20 protein-coding genes and 1 tRNA gene are annotated in these 24256 nt (G+C 57.0%); 13 read left to right on the forward strand and 8 right to left on the reverse strand.

Annotated elements, in window-relative coordinates; translation table 11 throughout:
- Nucleotides 1–115: 115 nt before the first annotated feature.
- From SKZ59_RS16655 to SKZ59_RS16665, 3 genes are all read left to right on the forward strand, one after another.
- A tRNA-Ser gene (locus SKZ59_RS16655) sits at nt 116–206 on the forward strand.
- A 220-nt stretch (nt 207–426) separates the two neighbouring features.
- Entirely contained in the window at nt 427–1716 is a 1290-nt protein-coding gene (locus SKZ59_RS16660; RefSeq protein WP_319992379.1) for a tyrosine-type recombinase/integrase, read from the forward strand.
- Between the two features lie 10 nt (nt 1717–1726).
- On the forward strand, nt 1727–2350 hold the full coding sequence (locus SKZ59_RS16665) for a DUF4102 domain-containing protein (RefSeq protein ID WP_175539367.1): 624 nt from the start codon (nt 1727–1729) through the stop codon (nt 2348–2350).
- 38 nt (nt 2351–2388) lie between these two features.
- Here the strand turns inward: SKZ59_RS16665 and SKZ59_RS16670 are convergent, their stop codons facing one another.
- A complete protein-coding gene (locus SKZ59_RS16670; protein ID WP_217635092.1) occupies nt 2389–2706 on the reverse strand; it encodes a helix-turn-helix transcriptional regulator in 318 nt (105 codons plus the stop codon).
- Nucleotides 2707–4085: 1379 nt separating this feature from the next.
- Here SKZ59_RS16670 and SKZ59_RS16675 point away from each other — a divergent pair.
- Entirely contained in the window at nt 4086–5684 is a 1599-nt protein-coding gene (locus tag SKZ59_RS16675; protein ID WP_319992380.1) for a DUF6119 family protein, read from the forward strand.
- 304 nt (nt 5685–5988) lie between these two features.
- The gene (locus SKZ59_RS16680; protein WP_319992381.1) at nt 5989–6912 is read left to right on the forward strand and encodes a hypothetical protein; all 924 of its coding nucleotides are present in this window, start codon (nt 5989–5991) and stop codon (nt 6910–6912) included.
- 451 nt (nt 6913–7363) lie between these two features.
- Here the strand turns inward: SKZ59_RS16680 and SKZ59_RS16685 are convergent, their stop codons facing one another.
- From SKZ59_RS16685 to SKZ59_RS16710, 6 genes are all read right to left on the reverse strand, one after another.
- Nucleotides 7364–7582: a hypothetical protein gene (locus SKZ59_RS16685; RefSeq protein ID WP_319992382.1), complete on the reverse strand. Its 219-nt coding sequence runs from the start codon at nt 7580–7582 to the stop codon at nt 7364–7366.
- A 797-nt stretch (nt 7583–8379) separates the two neighbouring features.
- A complete protein-coding gene (locus tag SKZ59_RS16690; protein WP_319992383.1) occupies nt 8380–10113 on the reverse strand; it encodes an MAG1210 family protein in 1734 nt (577 codons plus the stop codon).
- Nucleotides 10110–10847, reverse strand: coding sequence for a LemA family protein (locus SKZ59_RS16695; protein ID WP_046685382.1), 738 nt, complete (start codon nt 10845–10847; stop codon nt 10110–10112). The genes SKZ59_RS16690 and SKZ59_RS16695 overlap by 4 nt, the downstream gene beginning before the upstream one ends.
- A 711-nt stretch (nt 10848–11558) precedes the next feature.
- Nucleotides 11559–13139: an isocitrate lyase gene (locus tag SKZ59_RS16700; protein ID WP_072454323.1), complete on the reverse strand. Its 1581-nt coding sequence runs from the start codon at nt 13137–13139 to the stop codon at nt 11559–11561.
- A gap of 424 nt (nt 13140–13563) precedes the next feature.
- Complete coding sequence (locus tag SKZ59_RS16705; RefSeq protein WP_319992384.1) at nt 13564–14127, reverse strand: cysteine hydrolase family protein; 564 nt, start codon at nt 14125–14127, stop codon at nt 13564–13566.
- 83 nt (nt 14128–14210) lie between these two features.
- Nucleotides 14211–15515, reverse strand: a complete 1305-nt coding sequence (locus SKZ59_RS16710) for an MFS transporter (RefSeq protein ID WP_034760055.1) — start codon at nt 15513–15515, stop codon at nt 14211–14213.
- 163 nt (nt 15516–15678) lie between these two features.
- Here SKZ59_RS16710 and SKZ59_RS16715 point away from each other — a divergent pair, with 163 nt between their 5' ends.
- Nucleotides 15679–16395: an SDR family oxidoreductase gene (locus SKZ59_RS16715; protein WP_319992385.1), complete on the forward strand. Its 717-nt coding sequence runs from the start codon at nt 15679–15681 to the stop codon at nt 16393–16395.
- 74 nt (nt 16396–16469) lie between these two features.
- On the opposite strand, the gene SKZ59_RS16720 is transcribed toward SKZ59_RS16715, so the two are convergent.
- Entirely contained in the window at nt 16470–16676 is a 207-nt protein-coding gene (locus tag SKZ59_RS16720; RefSeq protein WP_219329524.1) for a DUF1993 family protein, read from the reverse strand.
- A 133-nt stretch (nt 16677–16809) separates the two neighbouring features.
- Between SKZ59_RS16720 and SKZ59_RS16725 the strand changes: the two genes are divergently transcribed.
- From SKZ59_RS16725 to SKZ59_RS16755, 7 genes are all read left to right on the forward strand, one after another.
- The gene (locus SKZ59_RS16725; protein ID WP_319992386.1) at nt 16810–17232 is read left to right on the forward strand and encodes a hypothetical protein; all 423 of its coding nucleotides are present in this window, start codon (nt 16810–16812) and stop codon (nt 17230–17232) included.
- Nucleotides 17233–17302: 70 nt separating this feature from the next.
- A complete protein-coding gene (locus SKZ59_RS16730; protein ID WP_319992387.1) occupies nt 17303–18259 on the forward strand; it encodes a bifunctional helix-turn-helix transcriptional regulator/GNAT family N-acetyltransferase in 957 nt (318 codons plus the stop codon).
- A 94-nt stretch (nt 18260–18353) separates the two neighbouring features.
- A complete protein-coding gene (locus SKZ59_RS16735; protein WP_035825265.1) occupies nt 18354–18992 on the forward strand; it encodes a TetR/AcrR family transcriptional regulator in 639 nt (212 codons plus the stop codon).
- A gap of 116 nt (nt 18993–19108) precedes the next feature.
- On the forward strand, nt 19109–19930 hold the full coding sequence (locus tag SKZ59_RS16740; RefSeq protein ID WP_219329527.1) for an alpha/beta fold hydrolase: 822 nt from the start codon (nt 19109–19111) through the stop codon (nt 19928–19930).
- Between the two features lie 148 nt (nt 19931–20078).
- Complete coding sequence (locus SKZ59_RS16745) at nt 20079–22283, forward strand: TonB-dependent receptor (protein ID WP_319992388.1); 2205 nt, start codon at nt 20079–20081, stop codon at nt 22281–22283.
- Nucleotides 22284–22367: 84 nt separating this feature from the next.
- Nucleotides 22368–23363 (forward strand): PHB depolymerase family esterase, encoded by a 996-nt coding sequence (locus tag SKZ59_RS16750; RefSeq protein WP_319992389.1) that lies wholly within the window; start codon nt 22368–22370, stop codon nt 23361–23363.
- Nucleotides 23364–23576: 213 nt separating this feature from the next.
- Nucleotides 23577–24239, forward strand: coding sequence for a hypothetical protein (locus SKZ59_RS16755; RefSeq protein ID WP_319992390.1), 663 nt, complete (start codon nt 23577–23579; stop codon nt 24237–24239).
- The last annotated feature ends 17 nt before the right edge of the window (nt 24240–24256 follow it).

Below are 24256 nucleotides of genomic sequence, written 5' to 3' on the forward strand. Positions count from 1 at the left end.
GCAACTTTTACCCAACGGTAAATAACTTTGGCAGTCCGTAGATTCTTTGCTATAATCTGCGGCTTCGCGACAAGCGAGAAATAGTACGCAATGTAAGTAAGACACATTGCCTGCAGGAGAGGTGGATGAGTGGTTGAAGTCGCACGCCTGGAAAGCGTGTATAGGTTCATAGCCTATCGGGGGTTCGAATCCCCCTCTCTCCGCCAAGGATACACATTGGCCAGTTCAAGGAAGTCCAAGAACGTCCAGAAAAAACCGTTTTAGCCCGTGCTAAAGCGGTTTTTTTGTATTCTGGCGTCCAGTACTGTCCAGCTGCAGCCAGCAAAAATCGGAGCTAGATACAGATCAGCTTACCCCAAGTCTGGCAACCAAGCCCTCATTCGCCGGTCTAAAGTGATTTCTGACGCATATGCTGAGGAGACAGCCATGGCCAAGATTATCCCTCCCCTGACCGAGTTCCAGGTCAAAAATGCCAAGCCCAGGCAAAAGTCATACAAGCTGTTCGATGGTGGCGGCCTGTACGTTGAAGTGATGCCCAGCGGTTCGCGGATCTGGCGCATGAAATTCCGTCAATCGAATGGCAAGGAAAATACGCTGACCTTCGGACCTTATCCGGAAATTTCGATCATGGTGGCGCGTGAAAAGCGCACGGAGGCGCGCCGCTTGCAGCTGCAGGGAATCGATCCCGGCAAGCACCGCGACGACGCCAGGCGGCTCGCCGCCGAAAAGGCATCCAATACCTTCGAGAAAATCGCCCGCGAGTGGTACGCGAACAAGGTGCCGACATGGAGCGAGCGTACTGCACGGAACATGCTGCAGCGCCTGGAAGCCGATATTTTCCCAAGTATCGGCGACCGGCCGATCACGGAAATCCGGCACCGCGAATTGATTGCCACGCTGCGCAAGATCGAGGCGCGTGGCGCCACCGAGATCGCGCATCGCCTGAAGGCCGTCTGCTCGCAGATATTCAGCTACGCCATCCAGTGCGGCCTGGCCGACCGCAACCTGGTGGTGGACATGAAGGACGTCCTAAAGACCAAGCGCGCCTCGCACTATGCCGCCATCGATGCCGATGAATTGCCCGCCTTCCTGGACGCGCTGGCGCGCAACGAGGCGCGCATGTTCGAGCCGACGCGCATCGCGCTGCGCCTGATGCTGCTGGTCTTCGTGCGCACCAGCGAACTGATAGAAACGCCATGGAGCGAAGTCGATCTGGAGAACGGCGAGTGGATCATTCCCTGGCAGCGCATGAAGCGCGGCAAGCTGACCGTCAACCCCGACACGACCAATCACCACGTCTGCCTTTCGCGCCAGGCGCTGGCCTTGCTGCGCCAGCTGCACACCATCACCGGCCGCGGCATGTACCTGTTTCCCAACCAGCGCGACCACGACAAGCCGCTGAGCAACAACACGCTGCTGGTGGCGCTGGCCCGCATGGGCTACAAAGGCCGCATGACCGGCCACGGCTTCCGGGCGCTGGCCATGAGCACCATCAAGGAGCGCCTGGGCTACCGCCATGAAGTGGTGGACCGCCAGCTGGCGCACGCGCCCAAGGACAAGGTGGCCAGCGCCTACGACCGCGCCCAGTTCCTGGCGGAGCGCCGCAAGATGATGCAGGAGTGGGCCGACTACCTGGAAGCCGTCGAGCGCGGCGATACGCCGAAGCCAGGCCATCATGGATCGCTGGAACTGGTGTGGCCAGCGCCGCGTCGTTAAGGAGACAGCCATGCCAAGACGAATTGAACCTCTGACAGAGCAACAGCTGATACAGGCCGAGCCTGGGGACAAACCATTCAGGTTATTCGACGGCTACGGCCTGTATGTTGAAGTCATGCCGACTGGCTCGAAGGTCTGGCGCATGAAATTTCGCCAGAAGGACGGCAAGGAAAATGCCCTGACATTCGGCCACTATCCGGAAGTCTCGTCGGCGCTTGCTCGATGCCGCCGCGCAGTCGCCCGCCAGATGCTGCATGACGGGCTGGATCCGCGCACAGAGTTCGACGCGGCCCATATGCGTCCACCGAAGCCCGTCAGGCGGCATTGCCTGCTTCCAGTTGCCATGGATGATAGAAAGGTAGAGCGCTGCGTAAGCCAGGTTGGCAGGCAAGCGCTGGAGCGGTTGCACGGCCTTGTATTCCCGGCGCTGAGCCGCGTCGAGGCCGACGAAACCGTGCGAAGCGACATGCAGGTCATGCTGGAGAAAATCCAGAAGGAGCGCAGCGCAGAGGTGATTGATTTGCTGTACGACTACTGTGCCGACAGCATCTTTGGCTGCCTTGGATTGGGCATTGATGAAGATGATTTGAATGAGGCCATGAGGGATGCCAGGGTGGCGCAGCGTCGGAAGTGAACGGCGCTATGCCGCAGGTATCCCGATATTTCCCGGCTTCATTCGGCTCTGGTCCCTTTGTTGCCGATTGGCCTGGTGCTTGATGAAGTGTCGATTATCGAGCATACCGTGTCTGCAGGTCTGCGGGCCTCGATACACGCTTGCATCCAGCGTAGCACCTCGCTCCTGAGCCATGCAGAGGAGCGTCCCTGCAGCTTGACGGGGGCAGGGAAGGTGCCTTCCTTGATGCCCGCATAAACGCTGCTGCGCGACTTGCCGCAGGTTGCCAGCACTTCGCCCAGGCGGATGAAGCGCTCTTCGCCCATGCGAGGTTCAACGCGGCGCTCTTTCAGGTATTCTGCTGTCGCTGCTTTCATGGCGTCCCCCTTCGTGAATCAAAAATGCCAGCGGCAGCACCGGGGCGAATGGCATATGCCGCAGGCCTTGCCCTGCGACCGATTCGTCCTTCGTCTAAACGCGCTCGCAATCATTATTCCGAAAAAGCGATTCCAGTATCGAATGCTGGAATCACTGGTGCAACAAGAATCGGTCTGCCATGCCACTTAGATCAAGCCTGTCGCGCACTTTGTGTGAGATCAAAGCTGGACACAGGAGCGGGTTCGTGGAAGCTTTAGCAGCTAAAAATTGGGCAATCGACAGCGCATTCTTCATGCGATAGATGCATTGGCGCGGCCCCGATTTCATTGATCCTGTTGCTGTATCGCCGCCACATGTGCATGCGACTGCTGGCATTTCACGCCATCAATACCTGTTAGCAATCGTTTTGACCGCCTCCAGTGGGGAGCTCTTTCTGTCCACGCGGAAAGGCGCAGCCATCGGAGGAGAAGCGCGCTATTGCCGTGTAGTACTCGTACAGCAGACTATGAAAATTTGTTGCTGACATTGATCAAGGTCGGCCCAGATGCATGTCAAATGTTCCCACTTGGACGCTGCCTATTGCCGCTGATCAACCGTGCTACTTTCGGCATACATTCCTGCTAAATCTGCTCTCGTACCTGCAAAAAAATGGTTCGACCGAGGTATTACCCGGTGATTTAAGGGTTTCAGTCGCTGTAAAGGGCGGAACTACCGTGCTAGTTTCGGCATACATTCCTGCTAAATTTGCTTTCGTACCTGTAAAAAAATGGTTTGGTCGAAGTTGTGTCCGACGATTTTTGTGGTTTAGTCGCTGCGCGAAGCGGGGCAGGATAGGTGAAGTTAGCTAACCTTCGGTTAGCTAACTTCCCACCTGCTTATTCGCACTTCGTGCTCAACGTAACACCCCACATTAGACTTTCGAATGAGCATGCATCTACTGCACCTTTGCGTGAGTCCGTGTCCGTATGGCAGCCTGCCCCTTGCTCCTCGGCAGTCCGACGCGCCTGCGGCGCGCGTTCGTGGTTCTAATCAGGTTTTCGACCGAGCATGCTTCTAAGGCGCTCAATACATCAGTCTGTGTCTAAATGGCGGACCTGACCCTCGCTCCCTCGCTTCGGTTGTCCTATGCGCAAAGCTTCGTGCGAGAGACCTTAGCATCGCCGACGCCAAGTCGTGCCTCTAGCGCGTTGACAGGCGCTGAATGGTGCATTGCCACAATTTCGGAACAGTTGAGCGGCGGACGGTGGACAAGTATTGGCCATCTTTTGTTGCAAGCATCGTTTCGCGGTGACACTTTATGTATTTTTCTACTGGGCAAGATGCTATCCTGATCATATCTGTTAATTTTTTTAGACTCATGCGAATCGAGAGGGTCATTATGCACAATACCTACAACATATATAAGATTCGTCATGAACGATTAAATGATCTAAAACAAAAGTTAGAAATGGTCGGCCTTTTCGAACAGAAGACATTGCAGTCTAAAGAATACGAAATGAAATTTTACTTTTCTGAAAAGGTGGAGGGGAATCCTATTTGGTGGTGGCAAACATACCGTGATTTTTTCAAAGATGGACTGGATGAACCTAAAAATTATTTTTATTTTGGTGTTCTGCTTTGCTCGGATACTAAGAACGAGGAAAGAATATATGCCATCAGTTTAGGTAAAGCTCACTTCTATTTATCTAAGTTCATTAGTTCGGATTTCGGCATAAATTTAGCAGTTCGTATGGCTGACGAAAATACTATTCTTTTAAAGAAAAGTCGATATTTCGCGGGTTCCAAACGACAAGATGTTTCTTCGTACGAGAAATTTCAAAAAGATAGTTATGAGCCAGGGGAGTCAGTAGACCATTTAAAACTCAAAGCGTCGGATAAGGAAATATGGGGAAAGAAAAATATAATTTTTGCTGATTCCATACAAATGGATATGGACATTCATCCGTCGAATCTATCATCTGTTTTCGAACAGATTGACGCTCATTCTGTTAAGGAAGAAATAATTCAGTTGCCAAAACTTGAACAGGTGGAAAATGAATTGGGGGATGATTTAGATGGTTTGCTGCTTGCATGTCTAAGGGATGAACAGGGGAAGGTAAATGTTGAAGAATTTTCCGTTCACGGAGTAGCGATTTGCTTTAGTTTTCACGACTATGAGTATAGACTGTCAGCCAAGAATCCAGGTCAAGATAAATATCATAAGAAAAATATCGGAAACACGTTGGAAATTTCTGCCATTCGTGAATTCCTTGAGGAAAACAGGGATATTGTTGATGTTAATTCAATTCGAGTCCAGTTTCAGAATGATGAACTTGGAAGTTTTACAAAAGGACTCAAGGAGGTCCTAGATCTTCCTATATTCCATGATAATTCATACTACTTCCTCCGAAATGGAGAGTGGTATAAGTTCAATCAAATATTCATGGATTATCTTAAGCGCTCGCTTGAGAGCATCGAGTTAGTTAAAATGATTGATCTGAGCGAAAAAGATTACCTTGCGTGGAAGGCCGAGAAGGAAAGGAAGATTTTAGCAAAAGAAGATGTTGATGATAAGGTGGTATATCGAGAAAGTTATTTCAATAAAAAACTATGTACTGACCATGGTTATGAATTGCTGGATCGGCAACTTACGCAAATACGGTCATTGAGCGAGGGAAGGCAGAAATATAAGGTTGAAATTGCTGACCTATATAAAGAAAATGAAATAATTTCCGTTAAAATATCTGAAGCTAACCATGATCTTATTTATAATATAGAGCAATCAAAAGACTCGGTTGAGTTAATAATGAGGAAGTCTGTTGATTTTGAACATCAGTTGGTTTCTGCAGGATTGTGGTTCGTATTTGAAGGCGATGTTGAAAAAATTACGGATATAAATTCAGTTCAGTTTTTATTGGCAATAGAAGCTTGGCGGAAATTAGTAAAAAGTTTTAATCTTAAACCGAAAATTTATATATCGAAACATGACTTGACCTAGAATTTTATAAAGTGAAATACGGAAGGTCTAGGTGCCGGTGAGGGTATGTTTTGGGGTATGCGGCAATCTGAACATAGCCGACAATTATGCGCCAAATGGATTCGTTTATGATAGTAATCCCTCCCCCTGCCAGGATTTTGAGCAATCTGTAAGTAATTGAATTTAAATTGTTTTTCCGCTTTGCGCTACTCCATTTTGGCGTAGTAGTTTGGAGTAGGGAAAACGCTTTTTTCTTTCGCTTCACCATTCCTTCCCAACGCTTGTTCAGTTGGGAAGTGACTGGCAACGTACTAAGGTGGTGTAGATGATCAAGGATATACCGACAAAGAGCGACTTCGATGCAATTGGGTGCGCATTATTGGATCAGTCCTGGGACATCGTGGCAGTTCTGCTCACACAGTTACAGGATGCCAAAGACTGGATCGATGTTGAAGAAGAAGACGCTTATTGGCGGTTGTCGAATACAAAACTTTCCACAGCTTTAGCGATTGCGCATCAGGGCGCAGAATTCCTGCTAAAGGGTCGAATCGCTGATGTAAGCCCTCTTCTATTGATCTTAAATGCACCGCGAGAATGGCCGAAACCGGGTCCCGATGGCAATATTGCGTTCTCGCAGTTTCGAACTGTTGACGCTCAAGATATCGTGCGCTTGCACGATAGTTGCGCTGCTACCCCACTTGACAAGGATTTCGCGACAAGTTTCGAAGCCCTGCGCATAAGGCGCAATTCTATTATGCATTCCGTGAATCCTGACTTAAAGGTGAACGCTACGATGCTTATAGACGAAATACTAAAAATTTACAACTCACTGATGCCAGCCATCAGATGGGTAGATGCTCGGCGTGAGGCTCTATCCGATTCGTCTGCGTCTCACCTGTGGACTGCAGAGGGCGTAGAGGTAAGCGTTGTACGTGAATTTAATGCTATCAAAGACCTATTGACACCAAAGTCAGTGCTGCAGAATTTTGGCTTTGATAAAAAACGTCGCGCATATCTATGTTCTAACTGTACTTTTTCTACTTGCGCTGAAGATGGTTTTCAGTCTCGCTCCGCAACGCTTTTGACCAAATCGCCGACTTGCGAAGAGTTGCATTGCTTTATTTGCAACCAAACCGAGAATGTCGAGCGAACTGAATGTACTGACGCTGACTGCAATGGTAACGTGATCAGTACAGAATGGGACAAATGCCTTACCTGCGGGGGCGAGTTTGAACGACCAGAGGGTTAAGCTTGAAATTGAAGGGTTAGCAGATCAACCTCTGGGTTTTTCACGAATCACGGCGGACCGCGCGCGCTGGGGCCAAGCTTAGGTACTGGACGAATCTTCGGGCAAAGAAAAATTTGCTGCTGAGGCGGCTGGCCTTGCGTTCTCAGTTCTGCAAGTCGACGAAGCAGTACAAATAGTACGCTACTAACAAATGGCGAATCCTTCACCTCGACATTAACGTATTGTTGACGCTGGACGAGATGTTCGTAAAGTGATAACCAATGAGTCAATTCTGCCCACACAACTTCGTGCCGGTCATCATTGCCGATTCTCAAAGGTAACAGTGGATTTATCATTGGTCACGTCGATTGCTAAATACCCTAACTACACTACCGCTCTGTGCCGCTGTCTAAGCCGCGCAGTGGTTTGGAGGTTCAACCTCCGAGCACGAAAAGCTTAACGGGTGGAAGTGCTAGGTCTTTGGTTTTTCATCGAAATCCTTCTGTCGTTTGATGCGACTAATGGCGGCCCCGAATACAGTTCGGAGGATGACAGCCTTCAGGCAGGCAAGCGCGGTGGGGTAGTCTTCGTTAAACAATGCTCCAATCATGGTTAAGTAGATCGTGGTGTTGCTGTAGGCATGCTTCAGAACCGAGTCAGTGACCCGCTTCAAGCGATTAATTTTGTTCAAGTAATCCTCCAATTTTTTAGGTTGGAGGTTGCTGCTCTCTTACATGCTGCCGGGTGTAGTAGGACCGGCCTTCTAAATTTATGGGCGTGTGTCCAATTTTGCAAGGACTAGTTTTTGGGATTTCTAGCGACAATTGCTATCGAAACGAGGACCGTACCATTCTGCCTCTTGTGAGACAGGGCTTACGGTTGGCGTTCTTTTTGAAGCATTCTTGGTGGCCGGGGCGGAATCGAACCACGACACAAGGATTTTCAATCCTTTGCTCGAATGGATATTTTTTCGCATTAATTCGTGGTGTTTTATGTAATTTTTTGTTAAGGTCATCGTTGAGGGCATTCTTCAAGTTAATATCCGTCGAAATCGGCTATTCATGCGCATTTTCAGCCATGATTCGAATCCCCCTCTCGAAAAAACATAAAGCTACCCTCGGGTAGCTTTTTTTTCATCTGTACGTGGAGAGAAGCACTTCGTTCCGCAGGCGCAGGGCGATGCTCTGCGAATTCTCTGCTTCACCCTGCGCGCTCTGCGTGGGAGATTCGAAGGATCGGGCCTACCGGCCCTTTCCGAATCGACCAACTGCTACCGCTGCGCGGCAGCCCCGCACGCCTGTGGCACGCGTTCGTGGTTCTAATCAGCTTTGTGAGTGAGCATGTTTTTACGGCACCTAGCGCAACAGTTCGTGTCCAAATGGCGGACCTGACCCCGCGTCTATGTGACCCCGCGTCTATGCCGGCACACAGCTTTATGATTTCATACTAAAGCGGTCAACTTCTGCCACTGCAATCCGCGAAGCTGCCCTAACCAGCCAAAACCGCCGAAACAATCGAGCGGCGAAGCACGGTCTTCCCGGCATCGATGCCACGCTGTGAAAACGCCGGCGGCAACGCGACTTCATCCGCAGCAGTGTTGCCTGGCGAAGCCGTTTCCTTTACCAGCATGTTGGCGCTATTCTCGACCTCGAAGTACTCGTCCCAATGCACTGGAACTTGATGGGAGCGGCCATCTCCGCCTCTCACCGAAACGTAGTGGGTTCGCGCGATGCTGCGGAAGCCGCTGGCCGTTACCTGCACTTTCTGCGATCCGTCGGCCTCCTGTTGCATGGATGTCTTCAGGATACTTCGCGTGACGCACTCGGGATGCTTGAACATCGCCTCGCCGTGGTAATTGGCAATCGCTTCATGCTCCCAGAAACAGGGCTTGTGCGAATACGTGTCTTTATAGATGTCCGAGTGCGGTCGATGCTGTTGGTACAAGGGGATGGCAAGCAGCGGGGCGATCCCGAAGTAGAACGACTTGAAGAAATCGTTGTGATAGGCGTTGAAAAACATGCGCGCCTGGGCGAGTTCGTAGGCAAGAAATTTCTCCGGGGCGCCGCTGATATCGGTAGCGCGCATATGGCCCGATTCCAGGACGTTGATCATGCGGGTTTTTTCGAATACGAAGGTGTCGCCAAAACCTGTTTGACTATCCTTGAGCAGCTTGAGCATTTCCTGTTGCGCCAATGGCGTGAACAACAGCCGGAACTGGACTTCATGGTTGCGGTCCGTGGCATCGAACAAGGCGTCGAATTCGCGGTTGGCCATCACCGTAAAAGTATGCCCCTCGTCGACATCGCGGGACTTTTCTTCCAGCTTCTTGATGGCGCGATTCTTCCGCCATTTGTCGAAGAAGCCGTCTTCCAGGCCGGAGAGTTTTGACGGGTGGCGGCTGAACACGAGATCCGGCGCCGCTTCGTTGCCGTAGACGATAAATGTCTGGTTTTCGTACTCGGGCATCGGACGCTCGATCGATGCCCGCAGAGTTTCGTGGCGGGTTCTGGTTTCCGATTTGCCTTGCGAATTGCGGTACTGTTCCGTCCAGCTGATAGCCAGCGAGCCATGGTATGTCTTGCTGCCCATCGAGTGTGACAAGGTGCGTGCAAGAATGAACGGGTTGCCATTCAGTACGCCGCTGTGCGAGAACTCGATCGAGTGGTTCTCACCAAGATTGCCATACCAGCCAAAGCTGTTGCGTAGCTCTTCCATGCGGCCGTTGCTGAAATACGGGTCGAATGCGATGCGAGGCACTGTTTGTTGCATCAGCTTCGCCACGATATCCCAGTCGTACAGGCGGTTCAGCGGCACCATCTGGCCCCAGGCCACGGCACGCTTTTCGTCGCAGGCTTCCTGCAGCCGCTTTAACTGCGCGTCGGAATCGTTGATGATGCGGTTGAGCGTATGAATCGCAGCGGCAAGCGCAATCGCCGGGACCATGAGCCATGGCCATGCGTGATAGGCGTAGATATAGAGTGCCGCCAGTAGCGCGGCCACGATGCTGGCGCCGCGCAGGATACGCCACCATTTGTTGCTGGAACCGGCGCCCGCGGCCTGCTTTTCGAGCACGCGTAGTTCCTGCACCGTCGTGATGTTGGCGTTCTCGTCCACGCCGGACTGGTGCACGAGGTCTTCGAAAAAGTCCGACGTATTGCTGGCGTGAGCATTTTTGAAATGGGAAGAATACTGCTCCAATGGTTCATGGACGTCGTTGATCAAAAGAAGACGCTCCGGGCGGCAGCCTTGGTTTCGGCGGAGGCAGTGAAAGGAATGCGGGTGGTATAACCTTGCCGCGCCGCAACGATCTGCTTGGTCGGCCAGGCAAAGACGTCCTGGTTCCACATGCCTACGGTATCGTTATACAGCGTGCGCGCGGCGGTCACTTCCTTTTGCAGATAACTGTTTTGGCGCATGGCGTCGGCGATGACGGCTTGTGCCTTCAGATCGGGATAGGCTTCGCACGCCAGGCTGATGCGGGAAAAAATCCCGTCGATTTTCTGGGATGCCTGATTGCGTTCGGCATCGGGGTTCTGTCCGCTCCGGTAAGCTGCTACCGACTTCATCACGTCCTTGTCGAGGTCGATCGCTTTTGCGACCAGGCCAACCACGTTGTTCAGGACGACGACGCGCTGTTCCAGGTAATTGTCGATCTGTGAAGCATCGGCCTGGATTTTCTGCTGCAGCTTGCGCAGATACGCCAAGGCGGAGATCTTCATGAACAGGAAGACCAGGCCTGGCAGTGCCCCCAGCACCAGGAGTGCCAAGCTGTACGTTTGCGGCAACGCACCGGTCAGCAGCGCCAAGCCTCCGATCAGCGGAAGGACGGTCCACAGGGCGATTTCAAATATTAGCGACCCGGTGCCGACTTGGACGGAAATCTGCTTGCTGATGACGTTGATGTCGCGCCCCTGCTCATTTATCGGGCCGGTTACTTCGTCCAAATCATTTGCCATGCTTGAAAGTCCTTTGTATTGAGTGTTTCTTATTGAGCTACTCTCGCTCGGTTGCAAAATATTTCGCTTTAGCTTTTTAAGTGCGGGAGCGAAATGTCGGTGTATTGTGTATATTTCCCAAAATCAATTTTTTTGTCATCATATCTTGAAGGATGAGACCCTATCAAGGGCGGTCAAGCCGATATTTCACATAAAGTTTCGGGGAAAATCCTCGATACTTTCCGGTGCGGCCAATTTTCAGCCAGCCGCTTGCATAAACCCGGCAGCAGGGATGCGAGGCACTGGATAAGGGACATCCGCTTCCAGCCGGCCATGGCGTCCCAATCAATTCCTTCTGGACCGGCAGGCAATCCCGCGCTCCACCGTATCTTCGGCTTCGCCAGACCAGACCTTGCGGAGAAATAAATGATCAATAATTTTTTAAGGCTTTGTCATCGGCAAATAGAGGAAATGCAGGAAGGGGCTGCAATGCAGCGGTGAAATAACACTGTCGAGCTGGATAAACGACGGTATTAATTAATTTTTACGAATTTAATGACAGGAATGGCAGCACGGCCGGGTAGAACGATATCGATTGCCGTTAGCATCGGCGCTATCGATTCGCGGTATGCCTATCAAGCATTAACATTCATCAGCAAGCGGGATTGCCGTTCGGTTAACGAAAAAAAACCCGCCGAAGCGGGTTTTTCACTTTACAGCCAATCCAAAAGCTCAGAACTGGTTCATGGTGTTGTCTTTGCCAGCCGCCTTCAGCGCCGCTTCGCCGCTGAAGTAATCCTTGTGATCGTCGCCGATGTCCGAGCCGGACATGTTTTGATGTTTCACGCAGGCGATGCCCTGGCGGATTTCCTTGCGCTGTACGCCGGCCACGTAGCCCAGCATGCCCTGGTCGCCGAAGTATTCCTTGGCCAGGTTGTCGGTCGACAAGGCTGCCGTGTGGTAGGTCGGCAGGGTGATCAGGTGGTGGAAGATGCCGGCTTCGCGGGCCGAGTCGGCCTGGAAGGTGCGGATCTTCTCGTCGGCGGCGATCGCCAGTTCCGTCTGGTCGTATTCCACGCTCATCAGCTGGGCGCGGTCGTAGGCGGACACGTCCTTGCCTGCCGCTTTCATGCCGTCGAAGATTTGCTGGCGGAAGTTCAGGGTCCAGTTGAACGACGGGCTGTTGTTGTACACCAGCTTGGCGTTCGGGATGACCTTGCGGATTTCGCTGACCATGCCGCCGATTTGCGCGATATGCGGTTTTTCCGTTTCGATCCACAGCAGGTCGGCGCCGTTTTGCAAGGAGGTGATGCAGTCGAGCACGCAACGCTCTTCGCCGGAACCGGCGCGGAACTGGAACAGGTTGCTCGGCAGGCGCTTAGGACGCAGCAGCTTGCCTTCGCGCTTGATGATGACGTCGCCATTGCCCAGCGCGTCGGCCGACACTTCTTCGCAGTCGAGGAAGGAGTTGTATTGGTCGCCCAGGTCGCCTGGTTCATTGGTGACGGCGATCTGCTTGGTCAGGCCGGCGCCCAGCGAATCGGTGCGGGCGACGATGATGCCGTCGTCCACGCCCAGTTCCAGGAAGGCGTAGCGGATGGCGCGGATCTTGGCCAGGAAGTCTTCGTGCGGCACCGTGACTTTACCGTCCTGGTGTCCGCATTGTTTCTCGTCGGACACCTGGTTTTCGATCTGGATGCAGCAGGCGCCCGCTTCAATGAACTGTTTCGCCAGCAAATAGGTCGCTTCGGCATTGCCGAAACCGGCGTCGATGTCGGCGATGATGGGCACGACGTGGGTGACGTGGCCGTCGATCTTGGCCTGGATGGCTTGCTTCTCAGCACCTTGAGCGGCGTCCAGCTGGCGGAACAGGCCGCCCAGTTCGCGGGCATCGGCCTGGCGCAGGAAGGTGTAGAGTTCCTTGATCAGTGCCGAGACGGCGGTTTTTTCATGCATCGACTGGTCTGGCAGCGGGCCGAACTCGGAGCGCAGGGCGGCGACCATCCAGCCGGACAGGTAGAGGTAGCGGCGGTCGGTGCTGTTGAAGTGCTTCTTGATCGAGATCATCTTCTGTTGACCGATGAAACCGTGCCAGCAGCCGAGCGATTGGGTGTACTTCGATGGGTCCGCATCGTAGGCGGCCATGTCGTTGCGCATGATCTTCGCCGTGTACTTGGCGATGTCCAGGCCCGTCTTGAATTTGTTCTGGGCGCGCATGCGGGCGGCGGACTCGGGATTGATGGCGTTCCAGGCGCTACCTTGTTGGTCTTTCAAACCGGCAACAGCCTTGATGTCGTCTTGATATTGGGACATGTGTATCTCCTAAAGAAAAACTAAGTTTGAGAAAATCGTCGAGTGCGCCGCTGTGTCGATGCGAACTGCATGACTAAATAGTAGGCTTATCCGTATTGATTTTCAAGTCTTATATAAGACATATAACTTAAATTAAGTCTTTGTTTTTAAAGTGATTAATTATTATTTTTCATGATATGAAATGAATTTTCAAAAAGTGAGAGAGTTTCTGGCTGAGTCTGTTGTCGGAAATTCCGCGATGTGAAACGTCTTTTCAGAATTTGGTGCAGCGCGACAAATCGGGGCGAAAAAAAGCCACCCGAAGGTGGCGCAAGCTTGTGCATGTCTGCAGGGAATGGGCGGGAGGCCTTGTGGGAGGGCTGTTCCAGCGTGACTGTCGTGTGCCGGCAACAGCCTGGTAGTCAAGATGGGGCGCTGGCGCAGGTCAGGGGCGGGACAGCGCATCGATCACGTCCGCAGCGGTCACCACTTGCGCATACTCGCCGTGCAAATTGGCCAGCGCCATCGCATGCACCTCGTCCGCCGTTCTCGGCGTGCCCGCATAATCGACTTGCGCAAATGCAAAACACGCATCGGCGACGACTTGCGTGGCAAAGCCCAGATTGCCCGCCGTGCGTGCGCTCGACTCCACGGAATTGTTGGTGCTGACGCCCACGATGACGAGCTTGCTGATGCTGCGCACGCGCAGCCAGCGTTCCAGTCCCGAGTGGATGAAGGCATCGGGCACATTTTTCTCCACGACATGCTCTTCCGGCAAAGGCGCCAGCGCTGCCTGAAATTCCACGCCGGGTTGGCCGGGCCAGAATGGCGAGCCTGGTGTTCTGGAAATGTGGCGCACGTGCACGACGGTGGCGCCTGCCGCGCGCCAGGCTTGCAGCAGGGCGGCAATCTGGCGTTCCGCAGCGGGATTGTTGCGGCTCCCGGCAGCGGGGCTGGCCATGCCTTGTTGCATGTCGATGATGATCAGTGCGGGATGGTGGGCATGCATGCTGGTAGCCTGGAATGGATGGCAGGCGCACTTGGCGCCTGCCTGGAGAATATTGCCGGAGTGATTGCCGCAGGGGAACGGGTCTAGCGTCCCACGGTCTGCCGCTGATCCTTGATGAACAGCGCCGTCAGCATGCCCACCACGCACACGCCGATTACATAATAGGCGGGGCCCAGCACGTTGTTCTTCAGCATCAGGGTCACGACCACGGGCGTCAGGCCGCCAAAAATCGCGTACGACAAATTGTAGGAGAACGACAGCCCGGAGAAGCGCACCTGCGCCGGGAACGCTTGCACCAGCACATAGGGCACGGCGCCGACGACGCCGACGAACAGGCCCGTCATTGCGTACAAAGGCAGCAGCAGGTCGGGGCGGCTGCCGACGGTGGTGTAGAAGATATATGTGGAAATGGCCAGCAGCACGGAGCCGACGAAGATCACGCGCTTGCCGCCCAGGCGGTCGGCCAGCATGCCGGCGATGATGCAGCCGAAGGCCAGGCACAGTGTTGCCACGGTATTGGCGACCAGGGTGGTGCGCGGCGCGATGTGGTGGATCTTTTGCAGCAGGGCAGGCGTCATCAGGATGACGACGACGATGCCGGCCGACAGCATCCACGTCAGCAGCATCGAGACGACGACGGCGCCGCGGTGGCTGCGCAGCACGGATTTCAAGGGCATTTCCGTGGCCAGCGCCTTGCGCTGCTGCATTTCCGCAAACACCGGTGTTTCATGCAGCCAGCGGCGCAGATACATGGCGCCGAAGCCGAAGATGCCGCCCAGCAGGAATGGATAGCGCCAGGCGCCATCGGTGATTTCTGCCGGCGTGTAGACGGTGTTCAAGCCCGTCGCGACGAGCGAACCGAGCAGGATGCCGACGGTCAGGCCCGCCGTCAGCACGCCGCAGGCAAAGCCCGTGAAACGGCTCGGCACGTGTTCGGACACAAACACCCAGGCGCCCGGCACTTCGCCGCCCACGGCCGCGCCCTGGAAGATGCGCATCAACAGCAGCAGCAGCGGGGCGGCCAGGCCGATGGTGGCATACGTCGGCAGCAGGCCGATCAGCAGTGTCGGCACGGCCATCATCAGGATGGAGAGAGTAAACATGCGCTTGCGGCCGAGCAAGTCGCCGAAGTGGGCCATGACGATGCCGCCCAGCGGACGCACGACGTAACCGGCGGCAAAGATGCCGAAGGTTTGCAGCAAGCGCAGCCATTCCGGCATTTCCGGTGGGAAGAACAACTGGCCGATGGCGTTGGCAAAGAAGACGAAGATGATGAAGTCGTAGAATTCCAGCGCGCCGCCGAGGGCGGCCAGCGACAGGGTTTTGTAGTCTTGTTGGGTGAGGGGACGGCTTGCGGCGTTGATTGCGGCGGTGTTGGAAGTAGGCATGTGTCTCGTTCTTGTGTGTTATCGGAGATTGCCAGATCTAGCATACGCATTTCCGCCGCGTGAGTAAATGCTGTGACAGGCGCGCGGGTAGGGGGAGCAGCCTCAGCTGTGCTTAATACAACGCCGCTATCATCAGCGTTGACTTCATTGGAAAGGATACTGCATGAACATCATGATCGTGGGCGCCAGCCGGGGCCTGGGACGCGCGCTGGTGGATGGTCTGCTCGCTGACGGACATGCCGTCATCGGCGTATCGCGCCAGCAACCTGTCGACTTGCCCGCCGGCCAGGGCACGCAGCTGCAATGGATCGGCGCGGACCTGGCGGCACCCGCCGAGGCCGTCGAACGCATCGCGCGCGAAGCGCCTGCCGCACTGGACGCCGTGATCTACAACCTCGGTGTGTGGGAAGAAAAGGCCTTCAGCGATGACTACGCTTTTCTCGGCGATGCGGACGACGCCATCGTCGACATGGTCAATACCAACATCACGGCAACGATATTGCTGCTCAAGCGTCTGGTGCCCCGCTTGCTGGCCAGCTGCAAGCCGCAGCTGATACTCACGGGCTCCACGTCAGGCCTGCGTCAGAGCGGCCGCCCGGAAGTGACGTTCAGCGCGTCGAAATTCGCCCTGAACGGCATCGCCGACGCCTTGCGCGAAGGTTTCCGCGAACAGGGACTGGCCGTGACGGCATTGCAGCTGGGCTACCTGAATACCTATGATGGCTTGGCCGTGCCGCTGGCGGACGCTGCCGCGCGTGGCGAAGGCGAGCTGATTCCCGTGCATGACGTCGTCGCCGTCGTGCGTATGCTGCTGAGCCTGTCGAATGCCTCGTTTGTGCGCGAACTGGTGATGCCGGCGCTGCGCGACGAGCGCTTTTAGGCTTTACGCCGGAAACAGCGCCCCGGCTTGTCGCAGGTTGGCGGGCGTGGCGAGCTGGGGTAGCGCTTGCCGCGTCAGCCGGCACACGGCTTCCTTCGCCTGGGTGCACGTGATTCCACCTGCCGCGCCAGTGTGTGCATGTCGGGCGCCAGCCGCGCGTCGAGCAGGTTTTTCGCATCGAAACCCAGCGCCTGGGCGCGTTCTTCGCCTTTGGCTAACAGCGTCGTCAGGGAGCGCGGCATCTGTGCAAAGCCGGGGATGGTGATGCCGTAGACCGACATGGATTTCCTCATTAAAAGGGCGAGAGCGATGCCGGCAGGATGCCCGGGCCAGCCGTGTTTCAGCGTGCCGGTTGAACATGCTACAGTCCGCCATTGCCGCCAAGCAGGAGCGGCGCCCTCTGGATCATGCGCTATGCCCACTTGGACTTCCCCACCCCAACTCGTCGCCCTTGCCGCCTTTTATGCGCAGGCGCAAGCCCATTCGGAAACGTTCAGTGATGCTGTCTTCCTGGAAAGCGTGAAAAATGCCCACTGGCCCACCAACTGCTGGAGCTATGTGGAAGCATCGTTCGCCATCATCGCGCCCGCCTGCCTGCTGCGTCCGCATTTGACTGCCGAGCTGATCGCCTTGCCCATCGACGCCATGATCGCCGGCGGCCTGGACAATGCGGGGCAGGTCATCGCGATCGGCCTGGCCTGCGCCACGCGCGACGCGCCGTATGTGGAGCCGAGCGAGGAGGGCAGGCGCTGGCTGACGCAAGTGTGGCCGGGACTGGGCGAACTGGCCGAGGCGGTATTCCAGACCAGGCTGCAAGAGGCAATGGAAGAGGAGTAAGTCTGCGCTTGACCGGTAAAGCTGGTTTACGTTACGGTATACGTAACTGCTTACATATATCTTGCTAATCATGACCTCCACCCTGCAAACCTACGGCTCCCTGATGCTGGCCAGCCGCCTGCGCCGTCTTTCCGATCAACTGTATGCCGGTGTCGATACCAGTTATGTGGCGGCTGGCGTCGAGCTGACGTCGCGCTGTTTCCCTTTGTTATTGCTGCTGCGCGACAACGGCCCCACATCGATCACGGCCCTGGCCGCGCAGATCGGGCAGACGCATCCGGTGGTGGTGCAGCTGGGACGCAAGCTGCTCGATGCCGGTATGGTGGTGGAGATGCCGGATGCCAAGGACGAGCGGCGGCGCCTGCTGGCGCTGTCCGACGCCGGACTAGCCTTGCTGCGCGAGATGGCGCCGCTGTGGGACGATGTGCGCGCGGCCGTCGATAGCGTGTTCGAGCAGGGCACGCCGCAGCTGATGGCCAGCCTGGACCGGGCGGAAGCGCGCTTGCAGGCGCAAGGTTTCGGCGAGACGATCGCCGCCTGCCGGCGCCAGCGCGAGCGGGCCGCCGTGGAGATCATCGATTACGCCGCGCCCTATGCTGCCGACTTCAAGCGCCTGAATATCGCATGGCTGGAGCGCTATTTCTATGTCGAGGCGCTGGACGACAAGGTGCTGTCCGATCCGCAAAGCTCGATACTTGACGCCGGCGGGCAGATTTTCCTCGCGCGCCTCGATGGCAGGATCGTTGGCACTTGCGCGCTGATCCGCGCCGATGACGTCAGCATCGAGCTGTCGAAAATGGCCGTCACGCCAGAGTGCCAAGGGCTGGGCATCGCGCGCCGGCTGATCGAACGGGCTTTCGATGCCTTCGAGGCCAGCGGTGCGCAACTGCTGTTCCTGGAGTCGAACAGCAAGCTGGCACCCGCCATCCGACTGTATGAAAGCAGCGGTTTTGTCCACGTGGCGCGGCCGGCCGGCGACGCCCATTACCAGCGCGCCGACGTCTATATGGAGTGGCAGGGCAGGTAGCACATTTGAACGCACCCATCGTCCGTCTCCCGCGTTACAATACGCGCACCCATAACGGAACCACGGTTCCACTATCGAGAGACGCCGACGCCGCATGCCTTCCTTTCCGATGCCCTTCCCGCAAATGATCGTTCCCCCCGAGCCCACCCAGGCGCGCAGCAAGCAGGCGTTCGAGCGCCTGCTACAGGTCGGTGAACAGTTACTGGCGGAAAACCGTTTCGATGAAATCGGCGTGGCCGACCTGGCGAAACTGGCGGAAACCTCGGTGGGCACGTTTTACCGTTTGTTGGGCGACAAGGACACCTTGAGCCGCTTGCTGCTGCAGCGCTTTTTTTCCGACATGGTGGAAAAGGTCGAGACACTGACGGAGCTGCGCCAGTGGGAAGGGCGCAGCCTGGAAGAGTTCATCCGCGCCATGGTGGCCATGTTCGTGGCCGTGAATGGCGGGCGCAGCGGCGTCTTGCGCGCCTTGATCACGCGCGCGTCGCAGGATGCACAATTTCGCGACAGGGTGCATCAGATCAATCATCTGATCTCGCAACGCACTGTAGCCGTGCTGGCCAGCAAGTCATCGAGCATCCGCCACCCGAACCCGACACAGGCGATGATGGTGGTGCCGCCCGTGCTGCTGGGCATCCTGAACCAGCACACCCTGACGGGCTCGCTGTCCTTTTTGTCGGGTGCGGCGCTCGAGGATGAACTGGTGCGTGTTGCTTTAAATTACCTGACTTGAACTATTTAGCGATTTAACTTGAAATCGGAATTCGGATTCCGTATTATGTTTTCCAACAGCGGGAAAACATATTCCTGCACCTGAACACAAAGCATGTTCAACAGCAAGGAGACAGAATGCGGCGTCACACGACATCCGATGTTCCATTGCATTACCTCGACCTGGGTCTCGGAACTGAGACGGGGCAGGGCGAAGCCGCGCAGTCAGAGCCCGTTTTCTTGCTGCACGGCCTCGGTTCCTGCGCCGAAGACTGGCGCCCGCAAATCGACGCCCTTGGCGGTACCTTTCGTCTGATCGTGCCCGACCTGCGCGGCCATGGCGCCAGTCCCGCGCCGAATGGCGACTGGCAGATCGGCGACTTCGCCAACGACCTTTTCAACCTGATGGACCAGCTCGACGTGCCGCGCGCGCACATCGTCGGCTTTTCCCTGGGTGGCATGGTGGGCCTGGAAATGGCCAACCGTGCGCCGGGCAGGGTGGCCAGTTTGTGCCTGATCAATTCTCAACCGTTCCAAGGCAGAAAACCTGCCGCGCTGCTGTTTGCCTACTGGCTGCGCCGCACGGTGATCGCCACGTTTGGCCTGAAAACCATGGGCAAGATCATCGGCAAGAAGCTGTTTCCCGATCCTGCCCAGAAGGCCCTCGTCGAGCGCTTCGCCACGCAGATGGCGGGCATGGACAAGCGCGCCTACCTGGCCGCGCTGGACGCCATTTTTCACTGGGATATCGATCCTCACTTCCAGGCCCTGGCCATGCCCGTTTTCATCATGGCGGCCGACCAGGATTACACGCCCGTCGCCAGCAAGCGGGCCTTTGCCGCACAGTTTCAGCAGTGCGAGATCGAGATCATCGCGAACTCGCGCCACGCCACGCCCCTGGACCAGGCGCAGCGTGTGAATACCTTGTTGCAGTCCTTCCTTACTATAAATTCAAAATAAACAGGCCACTCGCCGCACGGGCCGAGGGCCGGGAAACAGTCATCGCAGGGCAGGTGCTCGCATTGCGCGCGCGGGTACCGCTACGTCTTGCGATCCTGGCATCCGGTCGTCTTCCCTGGTGGCAGGCAAGCCTGACATTGGAGACGCTATGAAACTTGCTTTGAAATTGATGCCCGCCGCCCTCGCCGTTGCCGGCGCTTTTGCCACCCAGGCCCAGGCGCAGGAAACCATCCCGGCCACCGCCGCCAGCGCCCAGGAAGCCAGCGAGGCGAAAGAACGCATGGAAACCGTGACGGTCTCTGCCCGCCGCCGCGAAGAGCGCCTGCAGGACGTGCCGCTGGCCGTCACGGCGTTTTCCGCCAAGGCCCTGGAACGGGCGAATATCCAGAACCTGGCCGACTTGCAGGAGCGCGTGCCGAACCTGACCGTGTACGCGTCGCGCGGCACGAACACCACCTTGACGGCCTTCATTCGCGGTGTGGGCCAGGCCGATCCCGTCTGGGGCGTTGACCCGGGCGTGGGCATTTATTTCGACGACGTCTACATGGCCCGGCCGCAAGGCGCCTTGCTCGACGTGTTCGACGTGCAGCGCATCGAAGTGCTGCGCGGTCCGCAAGGCACCCTGTACGGCAAGAACACCATCGGCGGCGCCATCAAGTACATCTCGCGCCCCTTGGCGAAGGAAAACGGCGCGTCGGCGGAAGTGGGTATCGGCAACTACAACCAGCGCAACTTCAAGGCCGCCTTCAATCTGGCCAACGAGAGCGGCACCTGGCGCGCGCGCCTGGCCGCCGCCAAGCTGGACCGCGATGGTTTCGGCCGCAACACCTTCAATGGCGAACAGGTCAGCGACCAGGACAGCACGGCCGCGCGCCTGTCCGTCGGCTATTTTCCGCAAGACATCCCTTTGACCGTCGTGCTGAGCCTGGACGCCACAGATGACAAGTCCGGCGTGCGCGGCTTCCAGCGCATGGGCGTGAGCGCGTTCGACCCGCTCAGGCGGCCGGCCAGCACGGATGCGTACGATATCCAGAGCGGCATGCCGGGCCATAACTTCACGCACAACCGGGGCGGCTCGCTGGTGGCCAACTACACCTTGTCGAACGACTGGTCCGTCAAAGTGATTGGCGCCAAGCGGCGCAGCACGTCCGAGCAAACCATCGACTTCGACGGCCTGCCGCAGCCGATTGCCGACGTGTTCGGCGACTCGCGCGACGAGCAGAAGAGCCTGGAGTTGCAGGCCTCGTACAGCGGCGACTACGGCGCCGGCGTGATCGGCCTGTACCGCTTCGAAGGCACGGCCGGCGGCGGCATCTACAACAATTTCCTGGGGCGCCAGTTCACGGCCGCCGTCAGCACGGTCGAGACGGACAGCACGGCGCTGTACACGGACTGGACCTGGCCGCTGGGCAAGGTGTGGAGCATCAATGCGGGCTTGCGCCACACGCGCGAGGAAAAGCGCGCCATCGTGCTCAACCGCGCTTTTGCGGACGTGGGCTTTACGCGGCCCATCCAGACGGCGGCCGATTTCGACAAATCTTTGTCAGTCAGCAATACCTCGCCGAAATTGTCCGTGCGCTACGAAGCGTCGAAGACGACGAATTTCTACAGCAACCTGTCGCGCGGTTTCAAGTCGGGCGGCTACAACGTGCGCGCCAACAACCTGGTGGTGCCGGACTCGGCGCGGCCGTACAAGGATGAAAAACTCGACGCGCTGGAAGTGGGCATGAAGTACGCGGCGCCGGACGATACCTTCGACGCCAACGTGGCCCTGTTTTACAACCGCTACAAGGATATCCAGTTGTCCGTGTTTACCAGCTATGTGCAGCCGGGCGGCGTGCCGGGCTTCTATGGCGACTTCACGAATGCGGGCAAGGCGACCGTGAAAGGCGCCGAGTTCGAATTTTCGTGGCGGCCAAACCGCCAGTGGGAAGTCAACGGTTTCCTCGCCCTGCTGAACGCCAACTATGACGAGTTCATGAGCGGTGGCAAGAACATCGCGGACACGCAAAAGTTCAGCAATACGCCCGCCCGGCAAGTGGGCTTGAACCTGATGCGCACGGACCGCGACGTCTTCGGCGGCGCCTTGCGCAGCATGGTCGGCTATGGCTACCGCAGCAAGGTCTACCCGACCACGGACTTGAGCGAAACGCTGGCGCAGGGCGGCTACAGCATCTGGACGGCTGGCGTCGTGTGGGAAGCACCGAAGAACTGGACCTTCAGCCTGCACGGCAGCAACCTGGGCAACAAGCGCTACCGCACGGATGGCTACAACATTCCGGCCGTGTTCATCCTTGACGGTTTCTACGGTCCGCCGCGCCAGATCATCGCCAAGGCTGGCTACAAGTTCTAAAAGGTTGTTGAAGTGCCAGCCTGGTTAGCGCCAGGCTGGTTTGTTGTCGCTGTTTTCGTCCTTAATAACAATCAGGAGACTGGCATGGCACATCTGCATCACCAACTGCGTCACTTCGTATCCGCACTCATTGCCGCCTGCGGCTTGCTGGCTGCGCTGCCGGCTGCCGCCGGGCAGTGGGACTTCGGCCTGTACGCGAGCCTGTGGGGCTCGCGTGAATACCAGGTCTGGCTACCGAGCAACTACAATCCGAACACGCCGCTGCCCGTGGTGCTGATGCTGCACGGCTGCGGTTCCGAGCCCAACAGCATGGCCGCCGTCAGCCGCTACAACCAGCTGGCGGACAGTGAAAACTTCATCGTCGTTTATCCGCGCCAGAACGTCACGGCCAACCCCATGCGCTGCTGGAATTTCATGTTGCCGCTGAACCAGGAGCGGGGCACGGGCGAGCCGGCCGTGCTGATGGGCATATTGAACAAGGTCAAGAACCAATATGCGGTGCAGGATAGCCGCGTGTATGTGACGGGCATCTCGGCGGGCGGCGCCATGGCGTCCATCATGGCCGCCTGCTACTCGGACGTGTTCGCCGCCGTGATGGTGCATTCGGGCGGCATGTACAAGGGTGCCACCGGCCTGGTCACGGCCGCCGACTCGCTGTTCAACGGCAGCTCGTTCGACCCGAAAGTGCGGGGCAAGGATGCGTGGCGCTGCTCCGGCTCGCCGCGCCGGTTGATGCCGACGATGGTATTCCACGGCACGTCCGACATCGTCGTCAATCCCGTCAACGGCGAGCAAACCATCGAGCAATTCCTGCAGACCAGCGACTACGGCGACGATGGCCTCGACAATGACAGCGTGCGCTACCGTGCCGACAGCATCGTGCGCCAGACGGTGCCGTACGGCCGCAGCTACTCCATCGACACGTACCTGCGCAACGGCGCCGTCATTGCGCAAAAATACACGGTCGAGGGCATGAACCACGCTTGGAGCGGCGGCCCTCCCGGCTGGCCCTTCAGCGATGAACTGGGCCCGGACGCCACCGTGATCAGCTGGAATTTCTTCAAGAATTACCAGCGCTGATGGCGTGAGGAAGTTGCAGCTTGGATAGTGGGGCGCAGCGATTGCGCCCCATTTTTATACTGGAACGTGCGCTGTGCCCCGTCGCGCCCGAGGACGTCAGCTTGCACACGTCCTGACGCGCACTTCTCCCGGTATTTCCTGCTAACTATATAATCTGCGCTTGGGCGATACCCGCCCCTGAACGTCGATTGAAGGAATGCCATGCCAGGATACATGCCAGCTTATTTCGTGCGCCCCTTGGCGCTGTGTGTCGTGTCGGCCATGTGCCTCTCTGCCAGTGCCGCCGAGGCGGTGGCGGTGGATGCGCAGCAGCGCGCGTCCTTGCTGGAGTTTTATGCGCAGCAATATCCGGGCGAGCCCGCTGCGCGCACCGTGTTCGAGAGCGTGCCCGTGGTGGGCGGACGCGGCAGCGAAGTGGTGGGCAGCGTGGAAACCTCGCCGTATCGCGGCCATGGCGCACTGTGCCGGACGCAGCGCACCAAGTTCGTGCTGCACGGCGAGGGCAAGCAGGCGCGCTGGCAGGAGGCGGGGATGGAGTATTACGCCTGGCTCGACCGTGGCACCTGCCGGCCTGTGGCTGAACCCGTGCGCATGCTGCAGCGTGTCCCCGATGGGGAACTGGAAGGCGTGTTGCTTTATCAAAAGTCGCTGCTGGAACGGGCGCGCTTGCTGATGGCTGGCAATACGGCCTGCGCCCCGTTGCGGGCGCTGAAGTTTTCGCTGGCGGCCGTCGACGTGGGCGCCGCCGCAGCGCGTGCGGAAGAGCGTTATGCGCTCGTGTTCAAGAGCGACCGCGACAGCTACGCCCGCGTCTGGCTGCGCAAGAGCGGTGCCCAGTATGATGCATGGAATGTGACTTGCCCGCCGGTGCTGTAAGCTGCGCACCCTCGATT

The sequence above is a fragment of the Janthinobacterium sp. GMG2 genome (assembly GCF_033949445.1).
Taxonomy (GTDB): domain Bacteria; phylum Pseudomonadota; class Gammaproteobacteria; order Burkholderiales; family Burkholderiaceae_D; genus Janthinobacterium; species Janthinobacterium aestuarii.

Bases quoted from the DNA above. Each gene is read 5' to 3' on its own strand.
- SKZ59_RS16660 (WP_319992379.1), top strand. From the start codon at position 427: ATGGCCAAGATTATCCCTCCCCTGACCGAGTTCCAGGTCAAAAATGCC.
- SKZ59_RS16665 (WP_175539367.1), top strand. From the start codon at position 1,727: ATGCCAAGACGAATTGAACCTCTGACAGAGCAACAGCTGATACAGGCC.
- SKZ59_RS16670 (WP_217635092.1), bottom strand. From the start codon at position 2,706: ATGAAAGCAGCGACAGCAGAATACCTGAAAGAGCGCCGCGTTGAACCT.
- SKZ59_RS16675 (WP_319992380.1), top strand. From the start codon at position 4,086: ATGCACAATACCTACAACATATATAAGATTCGTCATGAACGATTAAAT.
- SKZ59_RS16680 (WP_319992381.1), top strand. From the start codon at position 5,989: ATGATCAAGGATATACCGACAAAGAGCGACTTCGATGCAATTGGGTGC.
- SKZ59_RS16695 (WP_046685382.1), bottom strand. From the start codon at position 10,847: ATGGCAAATGATTTGGACGAAGTAACCGGCCCGATAAATGAGCAGGGG.
- SKZ59_RS16700 (WP_072454323.1), bottom strand. From the start codon at position 13,139: ATGTCCCAATATCAAGACGACATCAAGGCTGTTGCCGGTTTGAAAGAC.
- SKZ59_RS16705 (WP_319992384.1), bottom strand. From the start codon at position 14,127: ATGCATGCCCACCATCCCGCACTGATCATCATCGACATGCAACAAGGC.
- SKZ59_RS16710 (WP_034760055.1), bottom strand. From the start codon at position 15,515: ATGCCTACTTCCAACACCGCCGCAATCAACGCCGCAAGCCGTCCCCTC.
- SKZ59_RS16715 (WP_319992385.1), top strand. From the start codon at position 15,679: ATGAACATCATGATCGTGGGCGCCAGCCGGGGCCTGGGACGCGCGCTG.
- SKZ59_RS16720 (WP_219329524.1), bottom strand. From the start codon at position 16,676: ATGTCGGTCTACGGCATCACCATCCCCGGCTTTGCACAGATGCCGCGC.
- SKZ59_RS16725 (WP_319992386.1), top strand. From the start codon at position 16,810: ATGCCCACTTGGACTTCCCCACCCCAACTCGTCGCCCTTGCCGCCTTT.
- SKZ59_RS16730 (WP_319992387.1), top strand. From the start codon at position 17,303: ATGACCTCCACCCTGCAAACCTACGGCTCCCTGATGCTGGCCAGCCGC.
- SKZ59_RS16735 (WP_035825265.1), top strand. From the start codon at position 18,354: ATGCCTTCCTTTCCGATGCCCTTCCCGCAAATGATCGTTCCCCCCGAG.
- SKZ59_RS16740 (WP_219329527.1), top strand. From the start codon at position 19,109: ATGCGGCGTCACACGACATCCGATGTTCCATTGCATTACCTCGACCTG.
- SKZ59_RS16745 (WP_319992388.1), top strand. From the start codon at position 20,079: ATGAAACTTGCTTTGAAATTGATGCCCGCCGCCCTCGCCGTTGCCGGC.
- SKZ59_RS16750 (WP_319992389.1), top strand. From the start codon at position 22,368: ATGGCACATCTGCATCACCAACTGCGTCACTTCGTATCCGCACTCATT.
- SKZ59_RS16755 (WP_319992390.1), top strand. From the start codon at position 23,577: ATGCCAGCTTATTTCGTGCGCCCCTTGGCGCTGTGTGTCGTGTCGGCC.